This window comes from Hymenobacter roseosalivarius DSM 11622, assembly GCF_900176135.1.
GTDB lineage: Bacteria > Bacteroidota > Bacteroidia > Cytophagales > Hymenobacteraceae > Hymenobacter > Hymenobacter roseosalivarius.
Genome location: NZ_FWWW01000100.1, coordinates 21,260 through 45,269 on the forward strand (window position 1 = coordinate 21,260; position 24,010 = coordinate 45,269).

21 protein-coding genes are annotated in these 24,010 nt (G+C 57.0%); 8 read left to right on the forward strand and 13 right to left on the reverse strand.

The window, feature by feature from the left end; translation table 11 throughout:
- Positions 1-177: 177 nt before the first annotated feature.
- The 4 genes from B9A24_RS19475 to B9A24_RS19490 form a co-directional block, all read right to left on the reverse strand.
- Positions 178-1,437 carry a tol-pal system protein YbgF gene (locus tag B9A24_RS19475; RefSeq protein ID WP_200813976.1) on the reverse strand — a complete coding sequence of 420 codons (1,260 nt, stop codon included), beginning with the start codon at positions 1,435-1,437 and terminating at the stop codon, positions 178-180.
- Positions 1,438-1,673: 236 nt separating this feature from the next.
- A complete protein-coding gene (locus B9A24_RS19480) occupies positions 1,674-4,412 on the reverse strand; it encodes a hypothetical protein (RefSeq protein WP_084447696.1) in 2,739 nt (912 codons plus the stop codon).
- A 249-nt stretch (positions 4,413-4,661) separates the two neighbouring features.
- Positions 4,662-5,753 (reverse strand): acetamidase/formamidase family protein, encoded by a 1,092-nt coding sequence (locus B9A24_RS19485; protein ID WP_084447697.1) that lies wholly within the window; start codon positions 5,751-5,753, stop codon positions 4,662-4,664.
- 104 nt (positions 5,754-5,857) lie between these two features.
- Complete coding sequence (locus tag B9A24_RS19490) at positions 5,858-6,730, reverse strand: hypothetical protein (RefSeq protein ID WP_143435080.1); 873 nt, start codon at positions 6,728-6,730, stop codon at positions 5,858-5,860.
- 230 nt (positions 6,731-6,960) lie between these two features.
- Here B9A24_RS19490 and B9A24_RS19495 point away from each other — a divergent pair, with 230 nt between their 5' ends.
- On the forward strand, positions 6,961-8,433 hold the full coding sequence (locus B9A24_RS19495) for an APC family permease (RefSeq protein WP_084447699.1): 1,473 nt from the start codon (positions 6,961-6,963) through the stop codon (positions 8,431-8,433).
- A 68-nt stretch (positions 8,434-8,501) separates the two neighbouring features.
- Here B9A24_RS19495 and B9A24_RS19500 read toward each other — a convergent pair whose 3' ends face one another.
- The 4 genes from B9A24_RS19500 to B9A24_RS19515 form a co-directional block, all read right to left on the reverse strand.
- Positions 8,502-8,807, reverse strand: coding sequence for a carboxypeptidase-like regulatory domain-containing protein (locus B9A24_RS19500; RefSeq protein ID WP_234997543.1), 306 nt, complete (start codon positions 8,805-8,807; stop codon positions 8,502-8,504).
- A gap of 616 nt (positions 8,808-9,423) precedes the next feature.
- Positions 9,424-10,023 carry a methyltransferase family protein gene (locus tag B9A24_RS19505; RefSeq protein ID WP_143435082.1) on the reverse strand — a complete coding sequence of 200 codons (600 nt, stop codon included), beginning with the start codon at positions 10,021-10,023 and terminating at the stop codon, positions 9,424-9,426.
- Positions 10,024-10,118: 95 nt separating this feature from the next.
- Entirely contained in the window at positions 10,119-10,535 is a 417-nt protein-coding gene (locus tag B9A24_RS19510) for a hypothetical protein (protein WP_084447702.1), read from the reverse strand.
- A 136-nt stretch (positions 10,536-10,671) separates the two neighbouring features.
- Positions 10,672-11,427, reverse strand: a complete 756-nt coding sequence (locus tag B9A24_RS19515; RefSeq protein WP_084447703.1) for a DUF547 domain-containing protein — start codon at positions 11,425-11,427, stop codon at positions 10,672-10,674.
- A gap of 185 nt (positions 11,428-11,612) precedes the next feature.
- Between B9A24_RS19515 and B9A24_RS19520 the strand changes: the two genes are divergently transcribed.
- From B9A24_RS19520 to B9A24_RS19530, 3 genes are all read left to right on the forward strand, one after another.
- The gene (locus tag B9A24_RS19520; protein WP_084447754.1) at positions 11,613-12,908 is read left to right on the forward strand and encodes an NAD(P)/FAD-dependent oxidoreductase; all 1,296 of its coding nucleotides are present in this window, start codon (positions 11,613-11,615) and stop codon (positions 12,906-12,908) included.
- Positions 12,909-12,990: 82 nt separating this feature from the next.
- A complete protein-coding gene (locus tag B9A24_RS19525; RefSeq protein WP_084447704.1) occupies positions 12,991-13,224 on the forward strand; it encodes a hypothetical protein in 234 nt (77 codons plus the stop codon).
- A gap of 36 nt (positions 13,225-13,260) precedes the next feature.
- Positions 13,261-14,613: a 4Fe-4S binding protein gene (locus B9A24_RS19530; RefSeq protein ID WP_143435084.1), complete on the forward strand. Its 1,353-nt coding sequence runs from the start codon at positions 13,261-13,263 to the stop codon at positions 14,611-14,613.
- 196 nt (positions 14,614-14,809) lie between these two features.
- Here the strand turns inward: B9A24_RS19530 and B9A24_RS19535 are convergent, their stop codons facing one another.
- The 4 genes from B9A24_RS19535 to B9A24_RS19550 form a co-directional block, all read right to left on the reverse strand.
- Complete coding sequence (locus tag B9A24_RS19535; protein ID WP_084447705.1) at positions 14,810-15,796, reverse strand: alpha/beta fold hydrolase; 987 nt, start codon at positions 15,794-15,796, stop codon at positions 14,810-14,812.
- Positions 15,797-15,873: 77 nt separating this feature from the next.
- Positions 15,874-16,575 carry a LytR/AlgR family response regulator transcription factor gene (locus B9A24_RS19540; protein ID WP_084447706.1) on the reverse strand — a complete coding sequence of 234 codons (702 nt, stop codon included), beginning with the start codon at positions 16,573-16,575 and terminating at the stop codon, positions 15,874-15,876.
- A gap of 17 nt (positions 16,576-16,592) precedes the next feature.
- Entirely contained in the window at positions 16,593-17,681 is a 1,089-nt protein-coding gene (locus B9A24_RS19545; RefSeq protein ID WP_084447707.1) for a sensor histidine kinase, read from the reverse strand.
- Positions 17,678-18,859, reverse strand: a complete 1,182-nt coding sequence (locus B9A24_RS19550; RefSeq protein ID WP_084447708.1) for a sensor histidine kinase — start codon at positions 18,857-18,859, stop codon at positions 17,678-17,680. The genes B9A24_RS19545 and B9A24_RS19550 overlap by 4 nt, the downstream gene beginning before the upstream one ends.
- Before the next feature lie 233 nt (positions 18,860-19,092).
- Here B9A24_RS19550 and B9A24_RS19555 point away from each other — a divergent pair, with 233 nt between their 5' ends.
- Positions 19,093-19,623 carry a hypothetical protein gene (locus tag B9A24_RS19555; RefSeq protein WP_084447709.1) on the forward strand — a complete coding sequence of 177 codons (531 nt, stop codon included), beginning with the start codon at positions 19,093-19,095 and terminating at the stop codon, positions 19,621-19,623.
- 162 nt (positions 19,624-19,785) lie between these two features.
- Here B9A24_RS19555 and B9A24_RS19560 read toward each other — a convergent pair whose 3' ends face one another.
- The gene (locus B9A24_RS19560) at positions 19,786-20,244 is read right to left on the reverse strand and encodes a peroxiredoxin (RefSeq protein WP_084447710.1); all 459 of its coding nucleotides are present in this window, start codon (positions 20,242-20,244) and stop codon (positions 19,786-19,788) included.
- 75 nt (positions 20,245-20,319) lie between these two features.
- Between B9A24_RS19560 and B9A24_RS19565 the strand changes: the two genes are divergently transcribed.
- The 3 genes from B9A24_RS19565 to B9A24_RS19575 all read left to right on the forward strand — a co-directional run bounded on the left by B9A24_RS19565 (position 20,320) and on the right by B9A24_RS19575 (position 23,927).
- Complete coding sequence (locus tag B9A24_RS19565; RefSeq protein ID WP_084447711.1) at positions 20,320-21,030, forward strand: glycosyltransferase family 2 protein; 711 nt, start codon at positions 20,320-20,322, stop codon at positions 21,028-21,030.
- A gap of 64 nt (positions 21,031-21,094) precedes the next feature.
- A complete protein-coding gene (locus B9A24_RS19570; protein WP_084447712.1) occupies positions 21,095-22,558 on the forward strand; it encodes a cellulose synthase family protein in 1,464 nt (487 codons plus the stop codon).
- Positions 22,559-22,583: 25 nt separating this feature from the next.
- Positions 22,584-23,927 carry an MptA/MptB family glycosyltransferase gene (locus B9A24_RS19575; protein WP_084447713.1) on the forward strand — a complete coding sequence of 448 codons (1,344 nt, stop codon included), beginning with the start codon at positions 22,584-22,586 and terminating at the stop codon, positions 23,925-23,927.
- The last annotated feature ends 83 nt before the right edge of the window (positions 23,928-24,010 follow it).

Genomic DNA, 24,010 nt, shown 5'->3' on the forward strand with positions numbered 1-24,010 from the left:
TCGTCATTGAGCAACACCCACGCGGTGCGAACGGGGAGACTCCAACTATTGCGTTTCTGCCGCGTTCTGAGCAAGCGAAAAAGTTAACTTAAACTCTTTCTTAAGGATTAAGTCTAGTGCAAAAAAGCCCCCCAGATACTTACGACAGTGTCGGTGGGGCTTTTTTTGAGCGCGAGCTTAGCGCCGGGTTTGCAGGGAGGTGGATGCGGCCCGCGGCGTAGGTGAGCTGCCGGAATTGAGCTGGTTGTTTTTGTGCTTCTTATAATAAGCAGTTGCCTCCCGATACGACTCCGATTTGCGGTCGGCTTTATCACGCACGACACTGTAGTAGCGCAGCGCCGTTTTTATATCACGTTGGGCAGCGGCCATTTGGGCCAGGTTTTGGTTGGCATAAACGTAGAACCCAACGGTTGTTTCGCCGGTAGATTCCGCGAATACAATACACCGCTCATAGTAGTCCTTAGCCTTTGCCTGGTCTTTGTAGCGCAGTTGCATCAACGAGCCCAGCATGTAGGTAGCATACTTACCACTTACGCCCTCGTAGCCGGGCATTCCCCGGTTTAGCTTCGCCAGAATGTCGCGGCACACCCGCTCGCATTCCTGGTTTTGCTGCTCCCGAAAGCACGTAAGGGCATAAATGCGCTGGAAGTAGCCGTTGTCGGGGTAAGTAGCGGCCAGATAGCGGGCTATTGGGAGGCACTGGGCAGGATTATCTTCCTCATTCAACAGGATTTTCATCAGGAAGAACTTCGCCTCCATTCCGGTATAAAAGCCATTATCGGCCACGGTACGCAGCTGCTCCAGGCCCAGCTTCTGGTTGCCTTTAGGAAAAAAGAGCAACACGGGCCGCAGCAAAGGATAGTTTTCCGAAATCCAGACGGCGTAATAGTTCATGAGCGCCTCCCCAAGCATAAAGTCGGGACTCAAGCCATTGGCTTCTCTGCTCTTCGCCAGGTAATTGAGGGCCCGCTTGCTGCTCACGGTAGCTTTGCGCCAGTTAGACCGCTCCGCGTTTAGGCGGGCATCGAAGCCGTAGGCGGCGGAGAGGAAAAAGCAGGCTTCGTAGTTTTTATTGTCGGCCTCGTACAGCTTCTCGCCGTAGGTAATGGCCGTATCCATGTAGGCGTACAGCAGCTTATCGTACTTTTTCTCCTGCATGTTGGTGGGCAGAATCTTCCACCAGTTGCTCAGGCCAAGCAGGAAGTACGGCATCGGATGCTCGGGGTAGCGCCGCCGCAACGAGCGGAACTGCTTCTCGGCTTTATCGAATTTGAAGTTGTAGAGATTATGCACCGCTCCCTCCAGCTCCGTCTGGATATCCTGGTCGAGCAGCAGCCAGCCTTTAGCATCAACCGCGCCGGGAAGTACTTCTACGTCAGCTACCTCCACACCGGGCATACTCGGCACGGGCGGCACAGAATTGGAGCCCTGCGCCAAGGTTAATAAAGGAAATAAGCCAAAAAATAAGAGTAAAAGTTTTCTATACATAGTACAACTTTAAAGCCTTCTTTCCTTTCATTACCTGAAGTTAGAAACTTGCAAGTTAAAATGGCCTTTATGGCTATTTATCTTTGATTATTATAATAAAAACTAAACCCCGTTATCTTCGACAGATAACGGGGTAATGCAAGCAATTAATATACCTAATCTGTGATGAGTCCTGATTTAAGCCCCTAATTCATTTTCAAATCAGTGCGTCGCAATTCCGTATCTACCGTGCGGAACAAGTAGTAAGTACCGGTCACGGTTTCGTAGTGAAGTCCAACTTCGGGGGCGGTGCTTACAAACGGCTGCCCACCTACCAGACGTCCTTGCGCGTCGTAGATATAAGCCCGGTGGGGAGCCGGCTCCGTGATGACAACTACGCGACGACCGGCGCCAAAGTCAAAGTACTGCACGGGCTTGCGGCCCGAGGTCAGAAAGTTCTGCGTGAGCAGCTGCCGGCCCGATGGGTCGAAGATGCTTACCCGCCCACCCTCCTCCCGGGCGACCACGTAGCCGCGGCCGGCCAGCTCAGGCACCAGGCGAAATACTGAGTTGCGATTCCAGGTAGCTATCCGGCCCCGGCTGACCACGTCGCCGCCAAGGCTGAAGGTAATTCTTTCCCCATGCTGGTTTACTACCGTCAGGCGAGTGCGGCCCAGGGTAGTACCAGCCTCCACGAAAGCGCCCGTATTAAGTCGGGCACCTACACTCAGGGGGAAGCCAGGATACAGATTGCCCTGCTGATTGTAGGCATACACGTAGCCATTCTCCAGCAGCGCCACAATAACAGTGCGTCCGCCCACTACCAGGTAATGCGGTGGTGCGGCCAGGTTGAAATCCAGGCGCTTGGGCTGCCAGCCGGGGAAGGCCCGACCATTGGTATCAAATAAAAACAGATTGCCGCCGCCGCCACCAACCAGCAAGCCGGGGGGCGTTTTCCCGATGCCTGGCCCAGCGGTAAGCGAGCTGGCGCGCACTGTATCGGGTAGGTTCAGGGGGAAGTTAGGGGCCGAGCGGCCCTGCGGGTCGAGCAGGTGCAGCTGGGTGGGCGTAGCCAGCAGATAGCCCAAATTGCCCCCCACCGGCAACCGGCTGATAGACCCGACCAGCGGCCCCGGCAACGTATCGGACCAGGCTACCACGTTATCGGGGGTTACGTAGTGCAGCACCTGCGCCTTATCCTGCACCAGCGCGCCGGGCAGCCGGGCTCCCTGTACGGATATCAGGGTAGGCGAGCTGGCTAAGGGAGTTTTGAAGGTGAGCAGGCCGCCCGTGTCATTGGCGCCCTGGGGACTAGCCACGGCCGGACCCACTGCCGGATGCCGCAGCAGCAGCTGAGTATAGTACTGAGCATCAGGATCGGCTTCATTGGTAGGGGGCACAAACTGCAGGGCCAGCTGAGGAAAGCGCTTAAACAGGGCCTCATTGCGCAACAAGTCCGCCCGGCGTTCCTCTACCAACGCCCGCAACAGTACGTTCCAGCTATTGCGGGTGTCCATTATCAAACTCACGCGGGCCAGCGGCTGGGTTTCCTGCAGAAAAGCCACCTGAGCGGGCGAAGTAGTCCAGGTATCTTTACCAACCACATCATCCAGCCAGGTGCGCAGCGTAGCGGCATCTTTCCCAAATGCCAGATAATCCCCAACCTGCGCCACCACAGGAGCCTCATCGAAGCCGGTGAAAAAGCCCCCCAGCAGGCGACTGGGCAACTCGGGCACCCCGCCCTGATAAATCCGGTAAGGCCCTACGCGCTCAAAGGAGGGACTGGTGCCGGTAAGACGGCGCAGCTGGCCCAGCAGCGTAGCCGTTCGGGTCGGGCTGGGGCAATACACCAAGGCGAGCTTAGCGGGCACCTGGCGGGGCGACGAGGAGCCCAGATAACACACTGCCGCTTCCCGGCTGAAGGAGGCCGTCAGGCTGTCGAGCAGGGCACCGGTGCGGGCCGCGAGAGTATCCGCGGCAACCCGCCGCGCCACGGGGAGCGTAGCCATATCCCGCAGGCCCAGGTGCAAGAGCAGGGCCGTGCGTAGCGGCAGCACATCGGCCATGCGCAGGCGCTGGGCGGGTTGGCCGCGCAGGCGCTGGTGCAGGGCGTCGCGGGTGGTTTCGGGATTGGTAAAGCCGTTGAATAAAATCTTATTGCCCACGAGCTTCATTCCCAGCAGGCCATTGCGGCTCAGGCCCGTGATGCTTTCCAGGCTGGGCCGCAGCTTAGGGCGAAAGAACACGCCCAGAAAGCGCGGAAACTGCCGGTAGTTGAGCAGCAGCATCGCATCGACATCCTTATGCTGGAGGTAGTCGGTGTTTTTAAAATCGGCAGCGATGGAAGGCAGCTCCGGCTGCTCCAGACGCCTAACCACCGACTCCACAAGGCCCGCGTTGGTGCTTATAATGAGCTGGTTGCGGTAGTTCAGAAACGTAATGCCATGCCCGGTGCCCCGCTGCCGCACATCCGTAATCTGCTGGCCGCGGTACTCCCGCGTAGCTACGCGGTAGCGCGCATCCTGGCCCAAGCCATTCACCAGACCCCGAAGCTGCCGGTACTCCCGCACGGTCGCGATGGGCACTTGAAACAATAGGTCGAATGTGCCGGGGCCCGTAACGTGCACGGAGGTGAGCACCAGCTTAGTACCCAAAAAACGCAGCACTACGCTTGGGCTACCGGCAATACTATCAATCAGGGCCGAGTTTTCCTCGACCTGCTGAAAGTAGCGCACCCCGGTCAGGTTGTCCCAGATCTGGGTTTCCTTCAGATGGCGCACCAGCGTGGGGTGGTCGCGGGTGGCGGCCACCAGCACGGCATCGTCGGGCACCAGCGCCCAGGGGTCCACGGGGGTGCGGGCCACCGAACGGCGGTAGTACAGGTAAGAGCCGAGGGCCGAAACCAGCAGCAGTCCTGCCAAAAACACCAGAAGCTTCTGCGACATTAGGGGCCAGGGAGCGTGAGCGAGGGGGTAAAGGTAGCTATTCGGCTAAGCGCAGCGGAAGGTTGTGCGTATGGGTGGACCCCACCCCCGGCCCCGGTTCGCTTGAAGCGCGAAGCCTTGGGGAGAGGGGGGCGTTCTAACGTGAATGGTTAACGTGTCGTTTGGCTCCCCTCTCCTGAGGAGAGGAGCCGGGGGTGAGGTCCACCAACGCCGAAACTAACTCAAATGACGACGAGCAGGCGCGAAACGTTAGTTTTTGCCCCCCAACGATTTTCCGGTGAAGACTTTCTTCGAAATCATGCTATGGACGCCTTTAGTCCCATCCACGAGCTGGGTAATTTCCATGTTGGCAGCCACGCTGGCGAGCATGTAGGCATCATCGTGGCTGAGGTTCTTCTCCTTCATCAGAAAGTCGAGCATTTCGCGCAGGGCGATTTTGGTAGCCTTGGTCAGGTCTTCGTCCATGCCCATAGTAATATAGTCGGTAGGCGTTTCGGCGCGGGGCCAGGTCAAGTGCAGATCTTTGCGCACGATAAACTCCAGGGTGCCCGTCAGCGACGTTTCCAGTCCCGTGATGTCGACCTCTCCGTTGCCCTGACCGGCGTGGCCATCCCCGACTTCAAAAAGCCCCCCGGCTACGTGCACCGGAATGTAGAGCGTGGTGCCGGCCACCAGCTCTTTGTTATCGAGGTTGCCGGCGTGGATACCGGGCGGGGCGCTGTTGATGCGGCCCGCCGCCGGGGGTGGCGCTACGCCCATGCTCCCAAAAAACGGCCGCAGCGGCACCTCAATACCCGGCGCGAAGTTGGCCACCATGCGCTTCCGGTCGAGGGGGATAATGCGCATTTTGGCGTAGCCGAAGTCTTCGGGCAGAAAGCCGCTGGTCGGGCCGAAGGCGTTGTAGGCGTACGGAATAGCCAATGCCACCTTCTTTATCCGCACTTCCAGCACGTCGCCGGGCTCGGCACCCTCCACGTAGATGGGGCCGGTCAGAATATGCCCCCCGGGCCCTTTATTGGTTACGCTCTGATGAATATCGCGCAGGGACTGCTCCACCTGGTCGGGAGGCAGGCCGGCACCTTCCAGCCGCGTAGGGCTGGAGGTAATGAGCGTTTTCACCTCCACCCTATCCCCGGATTTGATACGCAGCACGGGCTTGGCGGCGGCATCATAAAAGCCCCAGGCGACGGTGGTGGGCGTGGGCTTCAACTGGTAGGTGGTGGGTTTACTGGGCCGGGTGTTGGGAGCAGCGGGTTGCTGCGCCTGGGCTCCGGCAGCCAGCACCAGGCCGGCTCCAACGGTTAAAATTGCGGTAGCTATGATCGAGGGTCGCGTTTTCATCAGGTGGTAGTGGCAGTTGTAGAAGCTCCAAGCTACGCATCTATACCCCAAAAGCTACCCTAAACTGGTTTCGCATTAATTACCAGGGTCGCGGACAACCCATTTTACGCAATAAAATCTACCTGCTTAGGCGGAAACAGGCGGTGCACCAGTTTTTCCAACCGGCGCTGGGTGTTACGGACCTTCTTTTTAATAGGCAGCTTTTGATAATCGAAGCTGCTCAGCGCTTCCAGCTCAGCCTCTACCGTACGCTTTTTGAGGTGAGACTCCAGGAAAAACGCGCTGATGCCCGCATTCCAATCGTCTTTGGTGCTCCAGTAGTGGCCAATGTAAGGACGCGCCGCCCGCAGCATGTAGGTTTCAGCCAAAGCCACTGACAAGGCAAACTGCTCTATCAGCCGGGGCATAACCTGCTGCTCGCACAGCTCATCGCAAATGCGAAGCGCCAACTCAATGGCCTCTAGATTTTGAGCGGCGGGAATACCAACGACGCCGGCATTCCACATGACGCGCTGCCCGTGCATAGCCACGCCTCCGAAGCTCCGATCTTTTACCTGCTGCCACATGCGGCGCTCGGTTTTACTGGTCAGACTGGCCAGGGCGCCCTCTGCTTCGTGCATAAAGGCCGTTCCAGTGGCTAATTCCTGGCTCATTTGCGCCAATGAGCCGTGTAAAAACGTGTCGGTATCGAGGTAGAGCAGCGGCGCTCCGGGGTGCTGGCGAACGGCGTACTCCAGCGCCTTGATCTTGGCCCGCCAGAAAAACGCATACTGGCCCTGCCACTCCTCCAAAGTACGCGCGTCGAGCGCGTGCACGGTTATGGCCTGAGTTAGATGCTGATAGAAATCGGGGGCATCGGTAACGACCGTTATTCCAGCCAAATCACTGCTCTTTTGCCGCAGGAAGGACAGGATGGAAAAGTGCGCCTGAAAGTGATTTTGCAGGTTGTTGCCGAACACCAGATAAAGAAGTCGCATGGCCTAATGTAGAAGTTTTGCCGCAACGGGCCGGCGGAATCTGTACTGGTTAGAACAGCGCGTCAAACTGCACAGGCCGATTGGCAAAGAAACGGCAAGCTACCGGAGCGGGCCGGACAAAGGATGAGATGGACAGTATGGCACCAATTTGCCCCCCAGCGGCCTTCTACGCAGCGAACAGGGCTTTTCTTTTCTATCTTCCGCCCCTGAATCTACATTTACCTCCGCTCATGCCTGAAAAACAAGGTCAGTTTCAACGCGCCATTACGCTCTTCGATGCCATCATGATTGTGACTGGCAGCATGATTGGCTCTGGTATTTTCATTGTTTCCGCCGATATCTCCCGCAAAGTGGGCGCGCCGGGCTGGCTGTTGGTGGTGTGGCTGGTCACGGGCTTTATCACGTTGGCCGGGGCCGTAAGCTACGGCGAGCTGGCCTCCATGTTTCCGAAAGTGGGCGGGCAGTACGTGTACCTACGCGAGGCCTACAATAAGCTGGTAGCCTTCCTGTATGGCTGGTCGCTGTTTCTGGTTATCCAAACGGGCGTAATCGCGGCGGTGGCTGTGGCCTTCGCGCGGTTTGTGGGCGTGCTGGTGCCGTGGTTTAGCGAAGAGCATATTTTGTTCTCTATTCTAGGGTTCAGGTTTAGTACCGTCATGCTGCTGGCTGTGCTTATGCTGGTGGGCCTAACGTGGGTGAACGCGCAGGGCGTACGCGGCGGCAAGCTTATTTCTAATGTGTTCGGAACTACCAAGCTGGTGGCGCTGGCCTTGCTGATTTTGTTTGGCCTGGCGCTGGGTATTAATCAGGAAGCACTCAATGTCAACTTTAGCGATATGTGGCAGGCGGCCAGTTTCTCGCCCACGGGCGAGGCAGTGCCGCTGAGCGTCTGGGGGCTGGTGGGCGCCATTGGCCTGGCCATGACGGGCTCCCTGTTCAGCTCCGATGCCTGGAACAATATCGGTTTCTCCGGCGACGAGATTGTCCGGCCCGAGCGCACTATCGTGCTCAGCATGGCCATCGGTACGGCTATCGTTACGGGCTTGTATCTGCTTATTAATTTGGTGTATCTGCTGGTGCTCCCCTTGCAGGGCAGCCCCGATGCCACTGATATTCTGGGGCGCGGCATCATGTACACGAAGGGCGATTTGGTCGCTACGGCCGTGGCGGAGAGCATTTTGGGCCGGGCCGGGGCCTACGTTATGGCCGTGCTGATCATGATCAGCACCTTTGGCGCGAATAACAGCATTATTCTGAGCGGGGCGCGGGCTTACTACGCCATGGCCAAAGACGGCTTGTTCTTTCCCGGCATGGCGCGGCTCAACAAAGCCGGCGTGCCCGGTGTAGCCCTGTGGGCTCAATGCCTGTGGGCCTGCGGGTTGTGCCTGACGGGCTCCTATGGGCAGCTACTCAACTACGTGATGTTTTCGGTGATTCTGTTTTATGTCATCACTATCATTGGCATCTTCATTCTGCGCCGCACGCGCCCCGATGCGCCCCGCCCCTACAAGGCACTGGGTTACCCGGTTATTCCGCTGCTTTACGTCATTCTGGCCTCCGCCTTCTGCGTTATCCTGCTCGTCTCGCCCACCACGGCCCGCGACTCCGGCCTGGGCCTGCTGCTGGTAGCGCTGGGAGTGCCGGTATATTTCTTCTTTGGCAAGCAGTTCGCCGTTCGCCCGGAGTCGAAAATCAAGGTTTAAAAATTGCAACTCACAAAAAAGCCCCCTAGAACTATTCTTGGGGGCTTTTTTGTGGGCAGAAACTTATCTTATTTTTCTTTGCGCCGCTCAATAATTTTAGTACTGGGGTGCAGGCTCATGGTTAGAGGGGCGCTACTGCTGACAATAACATCGCGGTCTTGGTAGCCACCGTAGCCGTAGCGGAGGGTTTTCTTGCCGGCGGCAGGTACTTCTAAGGAGAAGATACCTTGCCCATCGGTGGTGACAGCTACTGCGCTGCCCTGCAAATAAACCGTAGCTCCAGCTAGGGGCTGGCCTTCCTCGTTGCGAATGCGGCCGGTAAGTACCACCATAGCCTCAGTAGCGCTGGTGGAGGCTGGGGCAGCTTTAATCACTGCTGCTGGGGCGACAACTTTCTCAATCTTCCCTTTTTTATCCTTAGCTGTCGGATCAGTTGCGTGAGCAAGAGTAGAGAATAAGCAGCAGCTTACTAACGTCAGGGCCTTAAGGGTAGTAAGTAAGTTCATTGCAGCGGCAGTAGGTAGTGAGAGAAGCGCGGGTGAAAGATTAGGTGGGAAAAATCCCTTTCCTAAGTTTCATGTCGTAAATATATATGAATCATCACATATCAAACAATATTTTTATAAATATTTAGTTATAATAAATAACACAATCATGATTAAGTTCATTTGAATGCAGCTAATGCACTTTTTTCAGAAATATTTTTAGAAATTCTGTTTCGAATATTTACTAATACATATACTAGAGATTGGTAATTACACCAGTCCAAATGCACATTGGCTTATAGATGAGCTTGATATAAACTTTGGCCAAAGGCTGCTTGAGTTAGCATGTAGAGACGCGTATTCGCGTCTACTCGTTGCGGACATTGTTTACCCGAACGGCGCGGCACTAGTTGTTAGCTGCGCTGACCTTCCGTTCGACGAGGAAGACGCGAATACGCGTACCTACACCGTTCGGCTGGTCATAAAAATTAACTCGACCAGCTTCTCAGGCTTTCGGCTGCCTACTCAAGCGGGGCATCAGCCGAGGTACCTGCTGCCGATAGCGAGCATAAGTTACCCCAAACCGCTGAAGCAGTTTGCGCTCCTCCAGGCGGGTGCCTACCAGCACATACGCCGCGGCACAACCCACGAAAACGAGGTGAGCCAGGGTGGGCGCCGTCAGAAAAAAGCCCCCCAGACCCACCAGAATCGCCAGATACAGTGGATGGCGCACCACGCCGTTGAAACCCTTGGTACTGAGGCCATTATCGGCGGCGGCCGCGCCCTGACGCAGATAAGCCCACCCGGCGAACTCGCCTAAACTGTATCCGCGCAGGGCCAGTATCGCCAGTAACAGGCCGCCGCCCATCAGCGCATACCCGCTTATGGTAAGTACCAGGCCGGACGGCATCACCAGTTTGTCAGGCAAACTTATCTGGTAGCGCAGGAGCAGCAGAAACAACCAGACCGACAGCTGATTGTAGGCAAGCCGGTAGAAACGCGGGGTCGCCGGCCAGCGGGCCGCCACAGCATTTTTTACCCACACCGTTGCCAGCAGGCTATGCAGCGTGTAATACAATACCCATCCAAGGAGCAAATAGATCATAGCTGGCAGTATAAACGCAAAGTAGAACCTTAACGGATTGCGCACAAAAAACCCCACGCCTGGGGCGTGGGGTTTTGGCGGGAAGCAGTAATTGCTTACTGCGAAATAGTGCCGTCCTTGGGTGGCTCGCCGGAGCTGCTGGCCGTTTTTTCGCCAAACTCCTGGTCGCCGGAGCGTACCTTATGATCCAGCTCGTAGGTGCCTTCAGCCTCAAAGCCAGGGCCTTGCGCCTGCTCGCCGGCATTTTTGTGGTCGTTGCCGCCCTGGGGCGACGTCTCGTCACCGCCGATATGCAGGTTCTCCAATTGGTCTTTCTGGTTGCTGCGCTGGGTGTAGCCGTTGGCGCCCGTGTTGCGCTGGGCCGACGGGTCATTGGCTTCCTTACCGTTACTCTCGGTTTGCTGAACCTTCTTTTGCGCCTCAAACTCTTCGTTTTTAGAAACGCCCTTGCCTTCGGTAATGTCGCCGTTCTCGTTGTTATCGTCGTCGCCAAAAAGTTTATCTAAAATCATCGTCGTGGTTTTTCTGGGTGGAATGCCTGATTACCTTTTGCTTACGGCTGGCGAGGTGGTGAAGTTGTGAAGAGTGAAGTGGCGAAAAATGAGGAATGAAGGGTGGTAAAGAATTAGCCGTCGTCTGCTCACAACCTCACCCTTCATTCAGCGACCAATCGTAGGCATAGTAGTCTACGGTATAGGTAGCCGGAATGGGCTGGGCCGCGCGGTACTGATTGAGGTAATGAATCAGGGCCGGGCCGGGGGCTTTAAAGTCGGCGGCGTACCATTTGAATATTTCCGAAACCTGTACTTTTTTAGCCTTTGCGTCAGGCCGGATGAAGGTAGGGTCGGTGAGCACGCGCTTGGTTTGGGCGGCCAACTGCGCATCGAGGGTAGCGGCTGCGAAGGCTTCGCGGCTAAGCCGGGGGCAGCCTTTAGCGGCGCACACCAAGGCAAAATGGATGCGCGGGTCGTTGTAGGGCTTGCGTAGCTTGTTGGTTTCCAACTCATTAATCGTCATTTGCTCGCCGGCCACCGTAAACTTCAGCTTATCAAAAAAGCCCGGCACCTTCATCACCGATGCCAGCGGGTAGCGCTCTACCACGGCCCCAATGACTGTTACATTATACGCGTTCAGATAAAACGCCTTGCGCTCGGCCGCTGAAGCAGCTTTGGCATCGAAGCTCTGCACGGTTTGGAGAAGAGCCTTCAGCTCGGCGGGCTGTTTTTTGATGGCGGCGTAGTTCACGTTGCCATCGGCCCGCACGTACTTTTGCAAAAAAGCCGAGGTAGCGGCCGCAAACGAAGGCGCGGCCGGAGCCGCCAGAAGGCCCCCCAACGGGAGCCAGAGCGCCACAAGCAGCAGCAGGCGCGTCGGGTGCATCAAAGAAAATTCAAAAGGTTGCATAATTGAGTAGGTTTAGGAGAAATACGGCAGAATGCCCGCCCATGGATTCACAAACCTGACGCCACAAACTAAAGTTGGGCTTCATAGTTGAGGCGGGGGGCTTTTTGCAGTTGCAAGACCGTCCTGAAGTTCTCGCAAACGAAGCTCTTCACAACTTCACCCTTCACATTTTCACCTTCCACCCCATGCACCTGGTTATTATCGGCAACGGCATCACGGGCGTGACGGCGGCCCAGACCGTGCGCCGGCTTGCCCCGGCGGCCCGCATCACGCTGGTATCGGAGGAGAGCGAGCATCACTACTCGCGCACGGCCCTCATGTACGTGTACATGGGCCACCTGCGCTACCAGGATGTGAAGCCCTACGAGGATTGGTTCTGGGCCGAAAACCACCTGGAGCTGATTCATGCCACCGCCACTGCCCTTGATGCCGGCCAGCGCCAGCTCCGGCTCAGCAATGGCCAGACGCTGGGCTACGATAAGCTGCTGCTGGCTACGGGCTCCGTGTCGCGGCGCTTCGGCTGGCCCGGCCAGGACCTGCGCGGCGTACAGGGCCTCTACGGCCTGCCCGATTTGGCGCAGATGGAGCGCGACACCCAGGGCATCAGCCGGGGCGTGGTGGTGGGCGGGGGCCTGATTGGCGTGGAGCTGGCCGAGATGCTGCACACCCGCCACATCGCCGCCACCGTGCTCGTGCGCGACCAGCACTACTGGGGCTCGGTTTTGCCCCCCGAAGAAGCCGAACTGGTGGACCAGCAGTTCCGGGCCCACGACGTGGACGTGCGCTACCGCACCGAGCTGCGCGAGATTCTGGGCGACTCCAGCGGACGGGTGCGCGCCATCGTGACCAGCCAAGGCGAGGAAATAGCCTGCCAGTGGGTGGGCCTGGGCATTGGCGTGACGCCTAATCTGAGCCTGGCGCAAGACTCGGCCGTGGAAACCGACCGGGGAATTCTGGTGGATGAGCTATTGCAAACCAACCAGCCCGACGTGTACGCGGCCGGCGACTGCGCCCAGCACCGCCAGCCAGGGGCGGGCGAGGTAGCCATCGAGCAGCTCTGGTACACGGGCCGCATGCAGGGCGAAACCGTGGCGCACACCATCTGCGGGCGGCCCACGCCCTACCGGCGGGGCGTGTGGTTCAACTCGGCCAAGTTCTTCAACCTCGAATACCAGACCTACGGCCAGGTGCCGGCCCGCCCGCCGGCCGATGTGGAGAGCTTTTACTGGCAGCACCCCACCGGCAGCTGCGCGCTACGTATCAATTTTGCCCCCCAGACCGGCAACGCGGTACTCGGATTCAATGCGATGGGCCTGCGCCTGCGCCAGGCCGTATGCGAAAGCTGGATTAAGGCCAAAACGCCGATTCAAACAGTTATTCAGCAGCTCAAAACAGCCAATTTCGACCCTGAGTTTTACCGCCGCCACGAGCGAGCTATTCAGCGGCAGTTTGCGGAGATGTCGGTAGTAAAACGGTACTAACTGAATTAAAAGAGCGTGCACTTTATTTACCGTTCTAGCACTCGCTCCTGATCATCAGGTATTTCTCATTTAACTGTTCTCCGTGGATCTTTCCAAACTTTACCGTCCCAGTGCCCTCAACAGCTACCAGTTCATTGCCATCACCGGCCTGATCATGAGCGTGGGCGCCCACCTCATTCTGCACTTTTTTGCCCCCCAGCACCGGCCTGCCGGCTTCAACTGGCTCTACGTATGCTGGACGGTGCTCTACATTATTGGCTCCCTGCTCAACCTCTTCGGCAAGCCCGACGAGGGCCATCATCACCATCATCATTAACCTCACCAGCGCCTTCCTCCACTTCCTGCTCTGTTTATGGAACTGACTTCCGACCATTCCTTCGCTCTCGCCCAAGCACCCTTACCCGTCACCGACGCAACGGAGAAAGTGACTCTTGCCGCCGTAGCGCTGGGGCTGCTGGCGCTGCTCGGCGCCACCTTCGATGCCGACGCGGCACGGGCTCGCCTGAGTATGTACGCGGCGCTGGCCCTTATTAGTGGCGGCACGCTGGCCTGGGCCTGGCACAAGTTTGGGCGAAGTGAGGCGGGCGTGAAGCAAAATAACCTGTGGCTGCGCGCCAGCACCAGTCGCGGGGCCATTGCCTGGGTTACGGGTCTGGTACTCACGGGCTTCTACGTGCTGCTGTACTGGTTTTCCTGGACGCTCGAAAACCTGATCCGCACCCTCGACCCATTCAGCCAGGCGCTGCGCGGCAAGGCGGCCGACCAGTGGTTTCTATACGGCACCTTCTACACGCTGGCCATCCTGCTGATGGGGGCCCGTGCCTTGTGGAAATACCGTCACTCCCGCTACCAGCTGATTCGGACCGTGTCGGTAATGTTTTTCCAGCTGGGCTTCGCGTTTCTGTTGCCGGGCGTGCTGCTTTTTTTTCAACAGCCCGAGTTTTACTTCTCCTACTTCTGGCCCCTGAAGTACGACTACCTGTTTCCGGGCGGCGTGACCGATTTAGTAAAAAATGGCGGTTTGGGCGTATTTATGGTGTTCTGGGGGGCAATTATGTCGCTGGTAGCGACGCCCGTACTCACCTACTTCTTTGGCAAGCGGTGGTACTGCTCGTGGGTGTGCGGCTGCGGCGGTTTGGCCGAAACCGCCGGCGACCCGTATCGCCACCTCTCCGACAAAAGCCGCGCCGCCTGGCGCTGGGAAGTGCGCATTGTATACTCCGTTCTGGCCCTTATCGTTCTGATAACTAGTATTTTGTGGGTGAACCAGGTGTACGGCAGCTTTCTGGGAGAGATTGGCAATAGTCTCAACCGATTTTATGGCTTCGCCATCGGGGCGGTGTTTTCAGGCGTGGTGGGCGTGGGCTTCTACCCTATTATGGGCTCGCGGGTGTGGTGCCGGTTTGGCTGCCCGATGGCGGCTTACCTGGGCCTTTTGCAAAAGCACTTTTCCCGCTTCCGCATTACTACCAACGGCGGCCAGTGCATCAGCTGCGGCAACTGTTCCAACGTCTGCGAAATGGGCATTGATGTAAAGCAGTACGCCCAGCGCGGCGAGCCCATCATTCGGGCTTCCTGCGTGGGCTGTGGCATGTGCTCCACAGCTTGTCCACGGGGCGTGCTCAACCTGGAAAATGGCCCCCGCGAAGGCCGCTATCAGGGTTCTCAACTGGTTCACGCAGATTCGCTGAGAATACTTAGCTAGCCTTTGTTCTCGGCTAGCATGGCAAAAGGCCTAAAGACTTGCGGGTCTTTAGGCCTTTTGATTTATCAACTTCTCTAGGCGGTCATGTAGAGCAGAGCGAAGTATCTCGCGTGCTGACGCCAAATTCTACTAACCTTACTACCGCGAGCGAGATGCTTCGCTCTGCTCTGCATGACGTTCAAATACTCCATGCTTTTTACTTCAAAAACGCCAAGAGCGCCGCTTGAAACTCCTTTGATGCCTCCAGGTGCGGGATGTGGCCTACCTTCTCCAGGGCCACCAACTTTGCCCCCCGGATCTGCGCTGCGGTGCGCTTGCCCAGTGCCGGGTACTGGCCCATCATAGCCAACGCTTTCGGGTCTTTCACCAACCCCTTGCCCACTACCGTACGGTCTTGCTGGCCAATAATGAGCAGTGTGGGTACGGCCACGCGGTCGAATTCATACACTACCGGCTGCTGATAAATCATTTGATAAGTAAGGGCGCTGGCCAGGGCAACCTTCGGGAAGTCGGGGTGAGTTATTTGGGCGGCCAGCGGGCGTACCCATTCGTCGTGGGCCGCCGGGTAGCCGCCAGGGTAGTACGTCGCGTGGTACTTGCGGATGCTTGCCTCCGTGGTTTTCAGCTCCGTTGCCAAAGACTGATCCACGGACTGAAAGGGTACTCCCACGCGGTAATCTTCTAGGCCGATGGGGTTTTCGAGCACCAGGCGTTCGGTGGTTTCGGGGTAAAGCAGAGCAAAATGCGTAGCCAGCATACCGCCCATGCTGTGGCCTACTACCACCGCTTTGGCTATGCCCAAGGTATCGAGCAGTTGCTTGGTGTTGCGGGCCAGCTGATGAAACGAGTAGCGCAGGGCCGGCTTATCCGACTTGCCAAACCCCACCTGATCGGGCGCGACTACCCGGAAACCCGCCTGGGTTAAGGCCTTAATCGTTTCGCGCCAGTAGGCCGCAAAGAAGTTTTTGCCGTGGAGCAATACCACCGTGCGGCCGTTGGCGCGGGCAGTGGGAGCTACGTCCATGTAGGCCATACGCACCGCCTGCCCTTCCAGCTTCAGAGGCAGGTTTTCTACCGTATAAGGATATTCGTAGCCGTCGAGGGTAGCGTTGAGGCTGGGGGGCGTTTGGGCCAGGAGCTGAAGCGGCAGCAGGAGCAGCAGAAATGAGAGAAGCGTTTGCATAAGGTAGAGGCAATAATAGATCTTGCCTACTACGCAATCTGCGCGCCCACCGACCGATACTGCTCATTTCCGATCCTCTATCCTAGCACTTCCTCCACACGTTTCTGAAACAGACGGCCAATCGGTAACTCCTCTTTCGCTACCTCAATATGCCTGGCGCTGTAGCTTTGAATTTTATCGAGAGCTACGATAAAAGAGCGGTGAATTCGAAGGAAGTTGCTCTCCGACAGCTTCTCCTCCATCCCGCTAATGGTTTGCTTCACGATGAGAGGCGTCCCGCCAACGGTGTGAATCATCACGTAGTCTTTTAGGCCTTCCACGTACAGAATGTCACGCAGCATCACTTTCACCATCTTCCGATCGATGCGGAAGTAGAGAAAGGCATCAGAGTTCACCCCTTGGGCAGGCTCAGCAACAGCCGGCGTCTCGGTTTTGCTGGCTTTGGCTACGGCTTTCAGAAACCGCTCCAACGATACTGGCTTAAGCAAGTAGTCTACGGCATCAAGCTCAAATCCCTCATAGGCATACTCGCGGTAAGCCGTCGTGAAGATGACCTTTGGCGGGTGGCGTAGGCTCCGTAGAAACTCCGTTCCAAGCATTTTGGGCATCTTAATGTCTAGGAATAGTAGATCAACACTGCGCTCCTGCAGAACTCCAAACGCCTGTAAGGCATTGCTGCAACTGGCTACCAACTCTAAATGAGCCACTTCTCGCACGTACGATTCCAGCACCTCCAGCGCTGGCGGCTCATCATCTACCAATAGGCACTGTAGTTTCATGGCTACTGATAGATGAGTTACAAGAAGGCCGAAGCATGGATAGACAACGGCTGGGGGGCAAATTGTAAGGATAGAGCAATCAGAAAGGTGTCCGGTTCGGTGATGAGCTTCAACTCATGCTGGCCGGGATAAAGGCGCTGCAGCCGCTGCCGAATACTACCCAGACCAGACAGCTCGACTACACCAGACTCGGTAAGCAACTGGCTATTAATTACTTTGAAGATAGCACAATCCTGCTTTACTACCAGATCGATACTTATCCAAGGGCACTCCAGCTGGGTGCTGGTACCATGCCGGAAGGCATTTTCTACAAATGGCAGCAGCAGCAATGGGGCAATAGTATAGGCCCCCAAATCCCCGCTAAAGCTCAACGACACATCGACCCGGCTTCCTAGCCTCCGCTTCTCCAAGGCCACATAATGCCGGATCATCTCCACCTCATCAACCAGCGGCACGACATCCAGTGAACTTTCATATAGCATAAATCGAAGCACATCGGCCAGCTGCAACACCACAGCCGGCGAATCAGGCGACTTCTGGGCTGTTAGGTGTCGCAGGGTGTGTAGGGTGTTAAACAGGAAGGAAGGCTGAAGCTGTGCCTTTAGCAACTGGAGCTCTGCTTGTAGCTTGTGCTGTTGCAGCTCTTGGCTGCGCTGCTGCTGCTCGTACCACCAGTTCAGTACTTTACTAACGCTGGCCCCACCCGCTATTACCATCAGGGCAAAAAAGTTGAAACTCAGCCTATCAAAAAGCTTAGTCCATTGAAACGCCTCGTAGGGCGGTTGCTGAAATAAGCTGGGAGCCACCACGTAGGAGTAGAAGGCTTGCATCAGGTTGGCCAACAGTACACTCGCAAGCAACCACACGGCCAGCAACCCTAGAAATAGCGACAACCGCTGCCGCCGTAGCAGCCGGGGCAGCAATCCATATAGCAATGGATAGGTGGCCAGCAACGCCGTCGGCAACTGCATGAAAAGGTACTCTCGCCACAATACTGGCCGACCCGTCATGAAGTAATCGGGCAGTTGAATTAGCAGAAAAAAGCCCCACAACGTCAACCAAAACAACGTGTGCCGACCGATCCGGTGTACTACTCCTACTTTCATACCTTGGGAAGTAGAAGTGGCGAGGCGACAGAAACCGCTGCCTCTGCTACCCGACTAATGGGCGCTACTCGTCCCGACGATTGCGACTCAGTAGCAGCTATAAGCTCCGGCAACTGGAGCGTCAGCCGAACAGTGAAGGTGTCGTCGCGAGCCTCAATGCTGAACTGATGGCGCTGCGGATACAGGAGCTGGAGGCGCTTTTGCACATTACGCAACCCAATTCCTTCCGCCCCCATTCGGGCAGTGGGTGCTGCATTTTTAGTATTCGTGATAAGGAATGTGAATCTGCCGCTTTCCACGGCCAGGATAATGCGAATGGATGCCTCCCCTACCTGCTCCGCTGAGCCATGTTTGAACGCGTTTTCGACCAAGGGCAAGAGCAGCAGGGGCGCAATGGTTGTGGTGGCGGGTATGTTATCGGCGCGGAACTCCAGGGTCAGGCGAGTGCCGTAGCGCAGCTGTTCCAAGGCAATATAATTGCGGAGAAGCTTCACTTCGTCGGGTAGGGATACCTGGGCGGCATTGCCCTGCTCCACCACGAATTGCAGCAGCCCCGTCAGGCGCTCCACTACCTCCGAAGCGTGGCTGGATTGTTTGAGCGTGAGAGCATACAGGTTGTTGAGCGTATTAAAGAGAAAATGCGGGTGAATTTGAGCTTTAAGAAGCTGTAGTTCAACCTGGTAATTCTCCTGCGTAAGCCGCCCGTTATCTACATCTCTCTGCCGCCACTGCCGATACACGCGTAAGCAGGCGGCTACTCCTACCGTAACTAAGACCGGAATAATTGGGCCGGTTGCAAAGGCATTATGCAGATCGGGGGAAATGGTGTGACGCCCTTCGTACAGGGGTACCATCACAAAAAACCGAAAGCCGTGGTGGATAATCAGGCTGGCGACCAGCCACCCTATCAGTAGCACTGCTAAAAGCCATCGGTTACCGCGCCAGAGGGCAGATAGTACGCCATACAGCAGTAGATACGTAATCAGGGCATGCGGCAGTAGCATGAGCAGCGCGTCGCGGATCGCAAACTGAGGTTCCACCATAATCCGGGCGCCATACAGCAGCATCCACGCCATCATTATGGTACGTACCAGCCAAAATAGCCCATGTCGCAGCCAGAACCGCTCATCTATGGCCCTCAGCAGTTGAAATAGCGCCGATGTGCTTGTCTGGGTCATGCTGCCACTGCTGTAAGTCAGGCTGAATATACCACTTCAAAGGCAGGCAACATGCTGTCAGCCTGCTTTATAGACTAACAACTATTCTTCATCGACTAACAACACAAATGTCTGTTAGTCGACGCTCCCATGCTGTATTTCGCCCCCCACGCAACTCAGGACGAATAGGTGAGCAATAGTTTTTCGACGTGCCCATCTTCGTACCGTCACCGTCAACCTTAACCTTACTTCTTATGAAAAACGTAGTATTGGCGCTCTTCCTTAGCGCACTCTTTCTAGTCAGCTGCACCTCCGAAAAGGCTGAACTTTATGCGAATGGCATCCTGGGTGCCCGAGGTAATGGGGTTGTTAAAAAGAAACCCGTACCATTCAAAGGCACCTTCGAAACCATCTCTGTTCCGTTGGGGCCTCCTTTGGCTGATCCACCCCGGCAGCTCCAGAGGATTACGGGTGAGGGACAAGCGTCACACCTTGGCAAAGCTACGTTTGAAGCCTCCTCCACTATCTTTTTTGCCCCCCAGCCACCCTTTACGAACAGTGGCACCTCCACCATGACGGCAGCCAATGGAGATAAATTGTATTCTACTTTTACAGGCACTATCGTTCCGCAGCCGGATGGTAAACGTCTTGTCACAGTCCGCCACACCATTACGGGGGGTACTGGTCGGTTCGACCGTGCCAGTGGCTACTATGTTGGAGTAACCCTCGCCGACCCCACTACCCCGAGCGGCACCCTGAACATTGAGGGTGAGCTATCCTACTGATTACGTAGTAGCTACCAGATTAGGCTCCAACCTTTCTGCGTTATGAAAACCTAGTGGCTTGTTTGTTTTCCTGCCGGGCAGAAGACAAAGTGCTTACCATGCAAAAAGGCGCCTCTATAGAGGCGCCTTTTTGCATGGTAAGGTTAAAAGCTGGGCAGCTTATTACTTAGCCAAATCCGCCAGCACTTCTTTCGCCTTAGCCACATGGTCGGTAGCCCGCTGCATGGAGTTGAAGATGTATTGAATCACGCCTTGCTTGTCAATCACGAATGTGACGCGGCCGGGCAAAATGCCGAGTAGCGAACGGGGCACTTCGTAAAGCTTGCGCACCTTACCACTTTCATCGGCTAGCAGCGGGAAAGGCAGACAGTGCTTCTGCGTGAATTTCTGGTGGGAGGCCTCACTGTCGGAGCTGACGCCGATTACCTCGGCTCCCAGGTCCTGAAAGTCCTCGTATTGGTCGCGGAAAGAGCAGGCTTCGGCCGTGCAGCCGGGCGTATCGTCTTTGGGATAGAAGTACAGTACGATGGCGCGCTGGCCGCGCTGGTCGGCGAGGCGGAAGGTAGCGCCGGTGGTGGTGCGCAAGGTAAAATCGGGGGCCTGGTCGCCAATCTGTAGCATGCGGTTCGGATGTAAGTGGGCGGGAAAGATAGCCCCAAAAAGATTCGGCATCTTTGTGCAACCCCCTTCCTGTGTATGGCCGATTTGCCCCCCGCTCCCGTCATCGATGTTATTATTCCCGCCTACAATGAGGTGCACTCTATTTCGCACGTCATCCTGGAAATTCCTAAGGGCCTAGTGCGTGAAATAATTGTGGTCGATAACAACTCCACCGATGATACGGGCCTGATAGCCCGCGCTTCCGGTGCCACGGTGCTCCAGGAGCACCGCGCCGGCTACGGCTACGCCTGCCTGCGCGGCATGGCGCACTGCTTCGGCCGCCCTGCCGAGGAGCAGCCCGACATCATCGTGTTCCTCGACGGCGACTACTCCGACTACCCCAAGGATATGCCCCAGGTGCTGGCCCCCATTCTGCGCGGCGAGGCCGATATGGTGATTGGCTCCCGGGCCTTGGGCAAGCGCGAAAAAGGCTCTATGCTGCCCCAGCAGATTTTTGGCAATTGGCTGGCTACCACATTACTGCACTCCTTCTATGGTGCACGTTTTACTGATTTGGGCCCTTTCCGGGCAATCCGCGCCTCAGCCCTGAAGAAAATCAACATGCAGGATAAGACCTATGGCTGGACGGTAGAGATGCAGCTCAAAGCGGCGAAACTCAAGCTGCGCACCACCGAAGTACCTGTACGCTACCGCCGCCGCATTGGCAAATCAAAGGTATCCGGGACGGTGGCAGGCACGCTGGGCGCGGGCTACAAGATTCTGTGGACCATTTTTAAGTATTTGTAAGCAAAAAGCCCCCCCGCGGTTAGCCTTTTATAGTATTTCGCTTTATGCCCTTTTTACTGCCTTCATGAAAGAGCTGGAAATACTTCTTCTGGTTCTTTATGGGTTGTGTCTAACGTTTATCCTGGGCTTCAGCCTGAGTCAGCTGCAGCTCACGGTGCTGGCCCGGCGCGCCTACCGCCGCCCGCCGTTGCCGGCCCCTGCTCCCCCATCGGAGTGGCCCCTGGTGACGGTGCAGCTGCCGGTGTATAATGAGCTGTATGTAATCGAGCGCATCATCGATGCCGCCGCCGCGCTGACCTATCCGTCGGATAAATTACACATTCAGATACTCGATGACTCAACCGACGAAACAGTCACGCTGGCCGCCGCCCGCATAGCCTTTCACCGGGCAAATGGCATCAACATTGAACATATACTACGCGCTGATCGTGAGGGATTTAAAGCGGGTGCTCTAAAGCATGCCTTGAATTATACGAATGCTGAACTAATCGCCATTTTCGACGCCGATTTCGTACCCGAGCCTGACTTCCTGCTCCGTACCGTACCCTACTTTTCCGATACCGCCGTAGGGGTGGTGCAAACGCGTTGGGCTCACCTCAACGAGGAGTACTCGTTGCTGACGAAGCTCCAGGCCTTTGCCCTGAACGCGCACTTTTACGTGGAGCAGGTGGGGCGCCGGGCCGGGGGGCATTTTATTAATTTCAACGGTACGGGCGGCGTGTGGCGGCGTCGCTGCATCGAGGAATCGGGCGGCTGGCACAGCGACACGCTCACTGAAGACCTCGACCTGAGCTACCGGGCGCAGCTGGGCAACTGGCAATTCGTGTACCTACCCCAGGTAATGTCGCCGGCCGAATTACCCGCCGCAATGGATGCCCTGAAGTCGCAGCAGTTTCGCTGGACTAAGGGTGGCGCCGAAACCGCGCGTAAGCATCTGGGTAGCGTGTTACGATCAGCTTTCCCCCTTTCTACCAAGCTGCACGCTACCTTTCATTTGCTCAACAGCACTGTATTTCTCGCTATCCTGCTCCTGTCGGTAATAAGCGTGCCTTTGGTGTTTGTGCGGCAGCAGCTACCGGAGCTGGAGCCCGTATTCCAGCTGGCCAGCGTGTTCTTGCTCACCCTGCTGCCCTTAGTGTTTTATTATTATTCGTCGTGGCGCTACGCCAATCCGAGGGCCCGCTGGGGGGCTTTTCTGCCTAAATTTCTGTTGTTTCTGGCCGTGTCGATGGGCCTGGCTTTGCACAACTCGCGCGCGGTGCTGCTGGGGCTGGCGGGTCGGCGCTCGGCTTTTATCCGCACTCCCAAGCTGGGTCTGATCCGGCGGCAGGGCACCTGGCGGGGCCGCCGCTACCGCACCGGCCGCTTCGACGGCCTCACGGTGCTGGAAGGGCTGCTTACGCTTTACTTCTTGTTCGGCATCGGGGCGGGCTTGTACATCGGCGACTATGGCCTGCTGCCTTTTCACCTGCTGTTGGCGGTAGGCTACGGCCTGGTTTTTTACTACTCCGTCCGCCACTCCAACTAAGCTAATCCGCCCAAAGGCCACCGCAATGCCCCGCCTCACTCCCTATCAGCTCATGGCCCTGCTGCTCAGCGCGGCGGCGTATGCGGGGATAGCCTACGCCACGCCCCGCGCCCATTTTGGGCAGCTGGTTGGGCTGCTGGCCGTGGCATTCGCGGCCTATATCTGGCTTGTGCGCAGCCAGCTGCCGCTACGGGTAGCCTTGGTTGCCGGGCTGCTGCTGCGCCTGCTGTGGCTGCCCGTTGCCCCCGCCCTCTCCGACGACTACCACCGCTTCCGCTGGGATGGCCTGCTGGTGGCTGGGGGGCAAAATCCCTACCTGCACCGCCCCGATGAGCTGCTAACACCCAGCACCCGCGCGTGGCCTACGTTGGCCGACAACGCCTCATTGCGACAACGACTTACCAGCCTATACCCCAGACTAAACTCCCCTCACTATTACTCGGTGTACCCACCGGTTTGTCAGGCCGTGTTCGGGCTGGGCGCCTGGTTATTTCCCGATAGCGAACAGGTCTTTATTGTTTTTTTGCGAGTGGTAATACTGAGCACGGAGCTGGGCACGATGCTATTGCTAATGAGCTTGTTGCGCACTTTTGGCCAACCTAAGCACCGCGCCCTATGGTACGTGCTCAATCCGCTGGTTATCGTGGAGCTGACGGGCAACCTCCATTTTGAAGCCTTGCTTATCTGCGGGCTGCTGGCGGCCTGGTGGGCGCTGGCGCGGGGGCGCTGGGTGTGGTCGGCGGGGGCGCTGGGGCTGGCCGTGGCTACCAAGCTGCTGCCGCTGCTGGTGCTGCCTTTTCTTATCCGACGCCTGGGCTGGGGGGCTTTTCTGCGCTACGCTGGCGTGCTGAGCGTAGTGGTGGGGGGCTTTTTCGTGCCGTTTCTGTCGGCAGACTTATTCCACAACTTCGGCCGCAGCCTCGACCTGTATTTTCACACGTTTGAGTTCAACGCCAGCTTTTACTATTTGCTGCGGGCGGTGGGCTACTGGCAGGTGGGCTACAACCAGATTGCCACCATCGGTACCAGCCTGGCCCTGACCGCCGGCTTGCTGCTGCTACTGTTAGCCTGGCGCGAGCATCAACCTAGTATGGCCTCGCTGGGTAGAGCGCTACTGCTGGCCCTGACGCTGTATTACCTGCTGGCTACGACGATACATCCTTGGTATCTGACGCCGCTGGTGGCTCTGAGCTGCTTTGCGCGCTACCGCTACGCGCTAGTGTGGTCGGGGCTAGTGGCCCTCTCCTACGCAGCCTACCAGACCAGCACCTACTCCGAGAATCTGGCCCTTGTGGGGCTGGAGTACGGTATCGTGTTGAGCGTACTGCTGTGGGAACTGACCCGCCCGGTGCCTGCTCCACTGGCGTAGGCCCACGCCAGGGCCGGGTGTTGTGTAGCTGCCAACCAGCGCAGCCATACCGAATTAGAAATTCACTCCGGTTGTCAGACCAG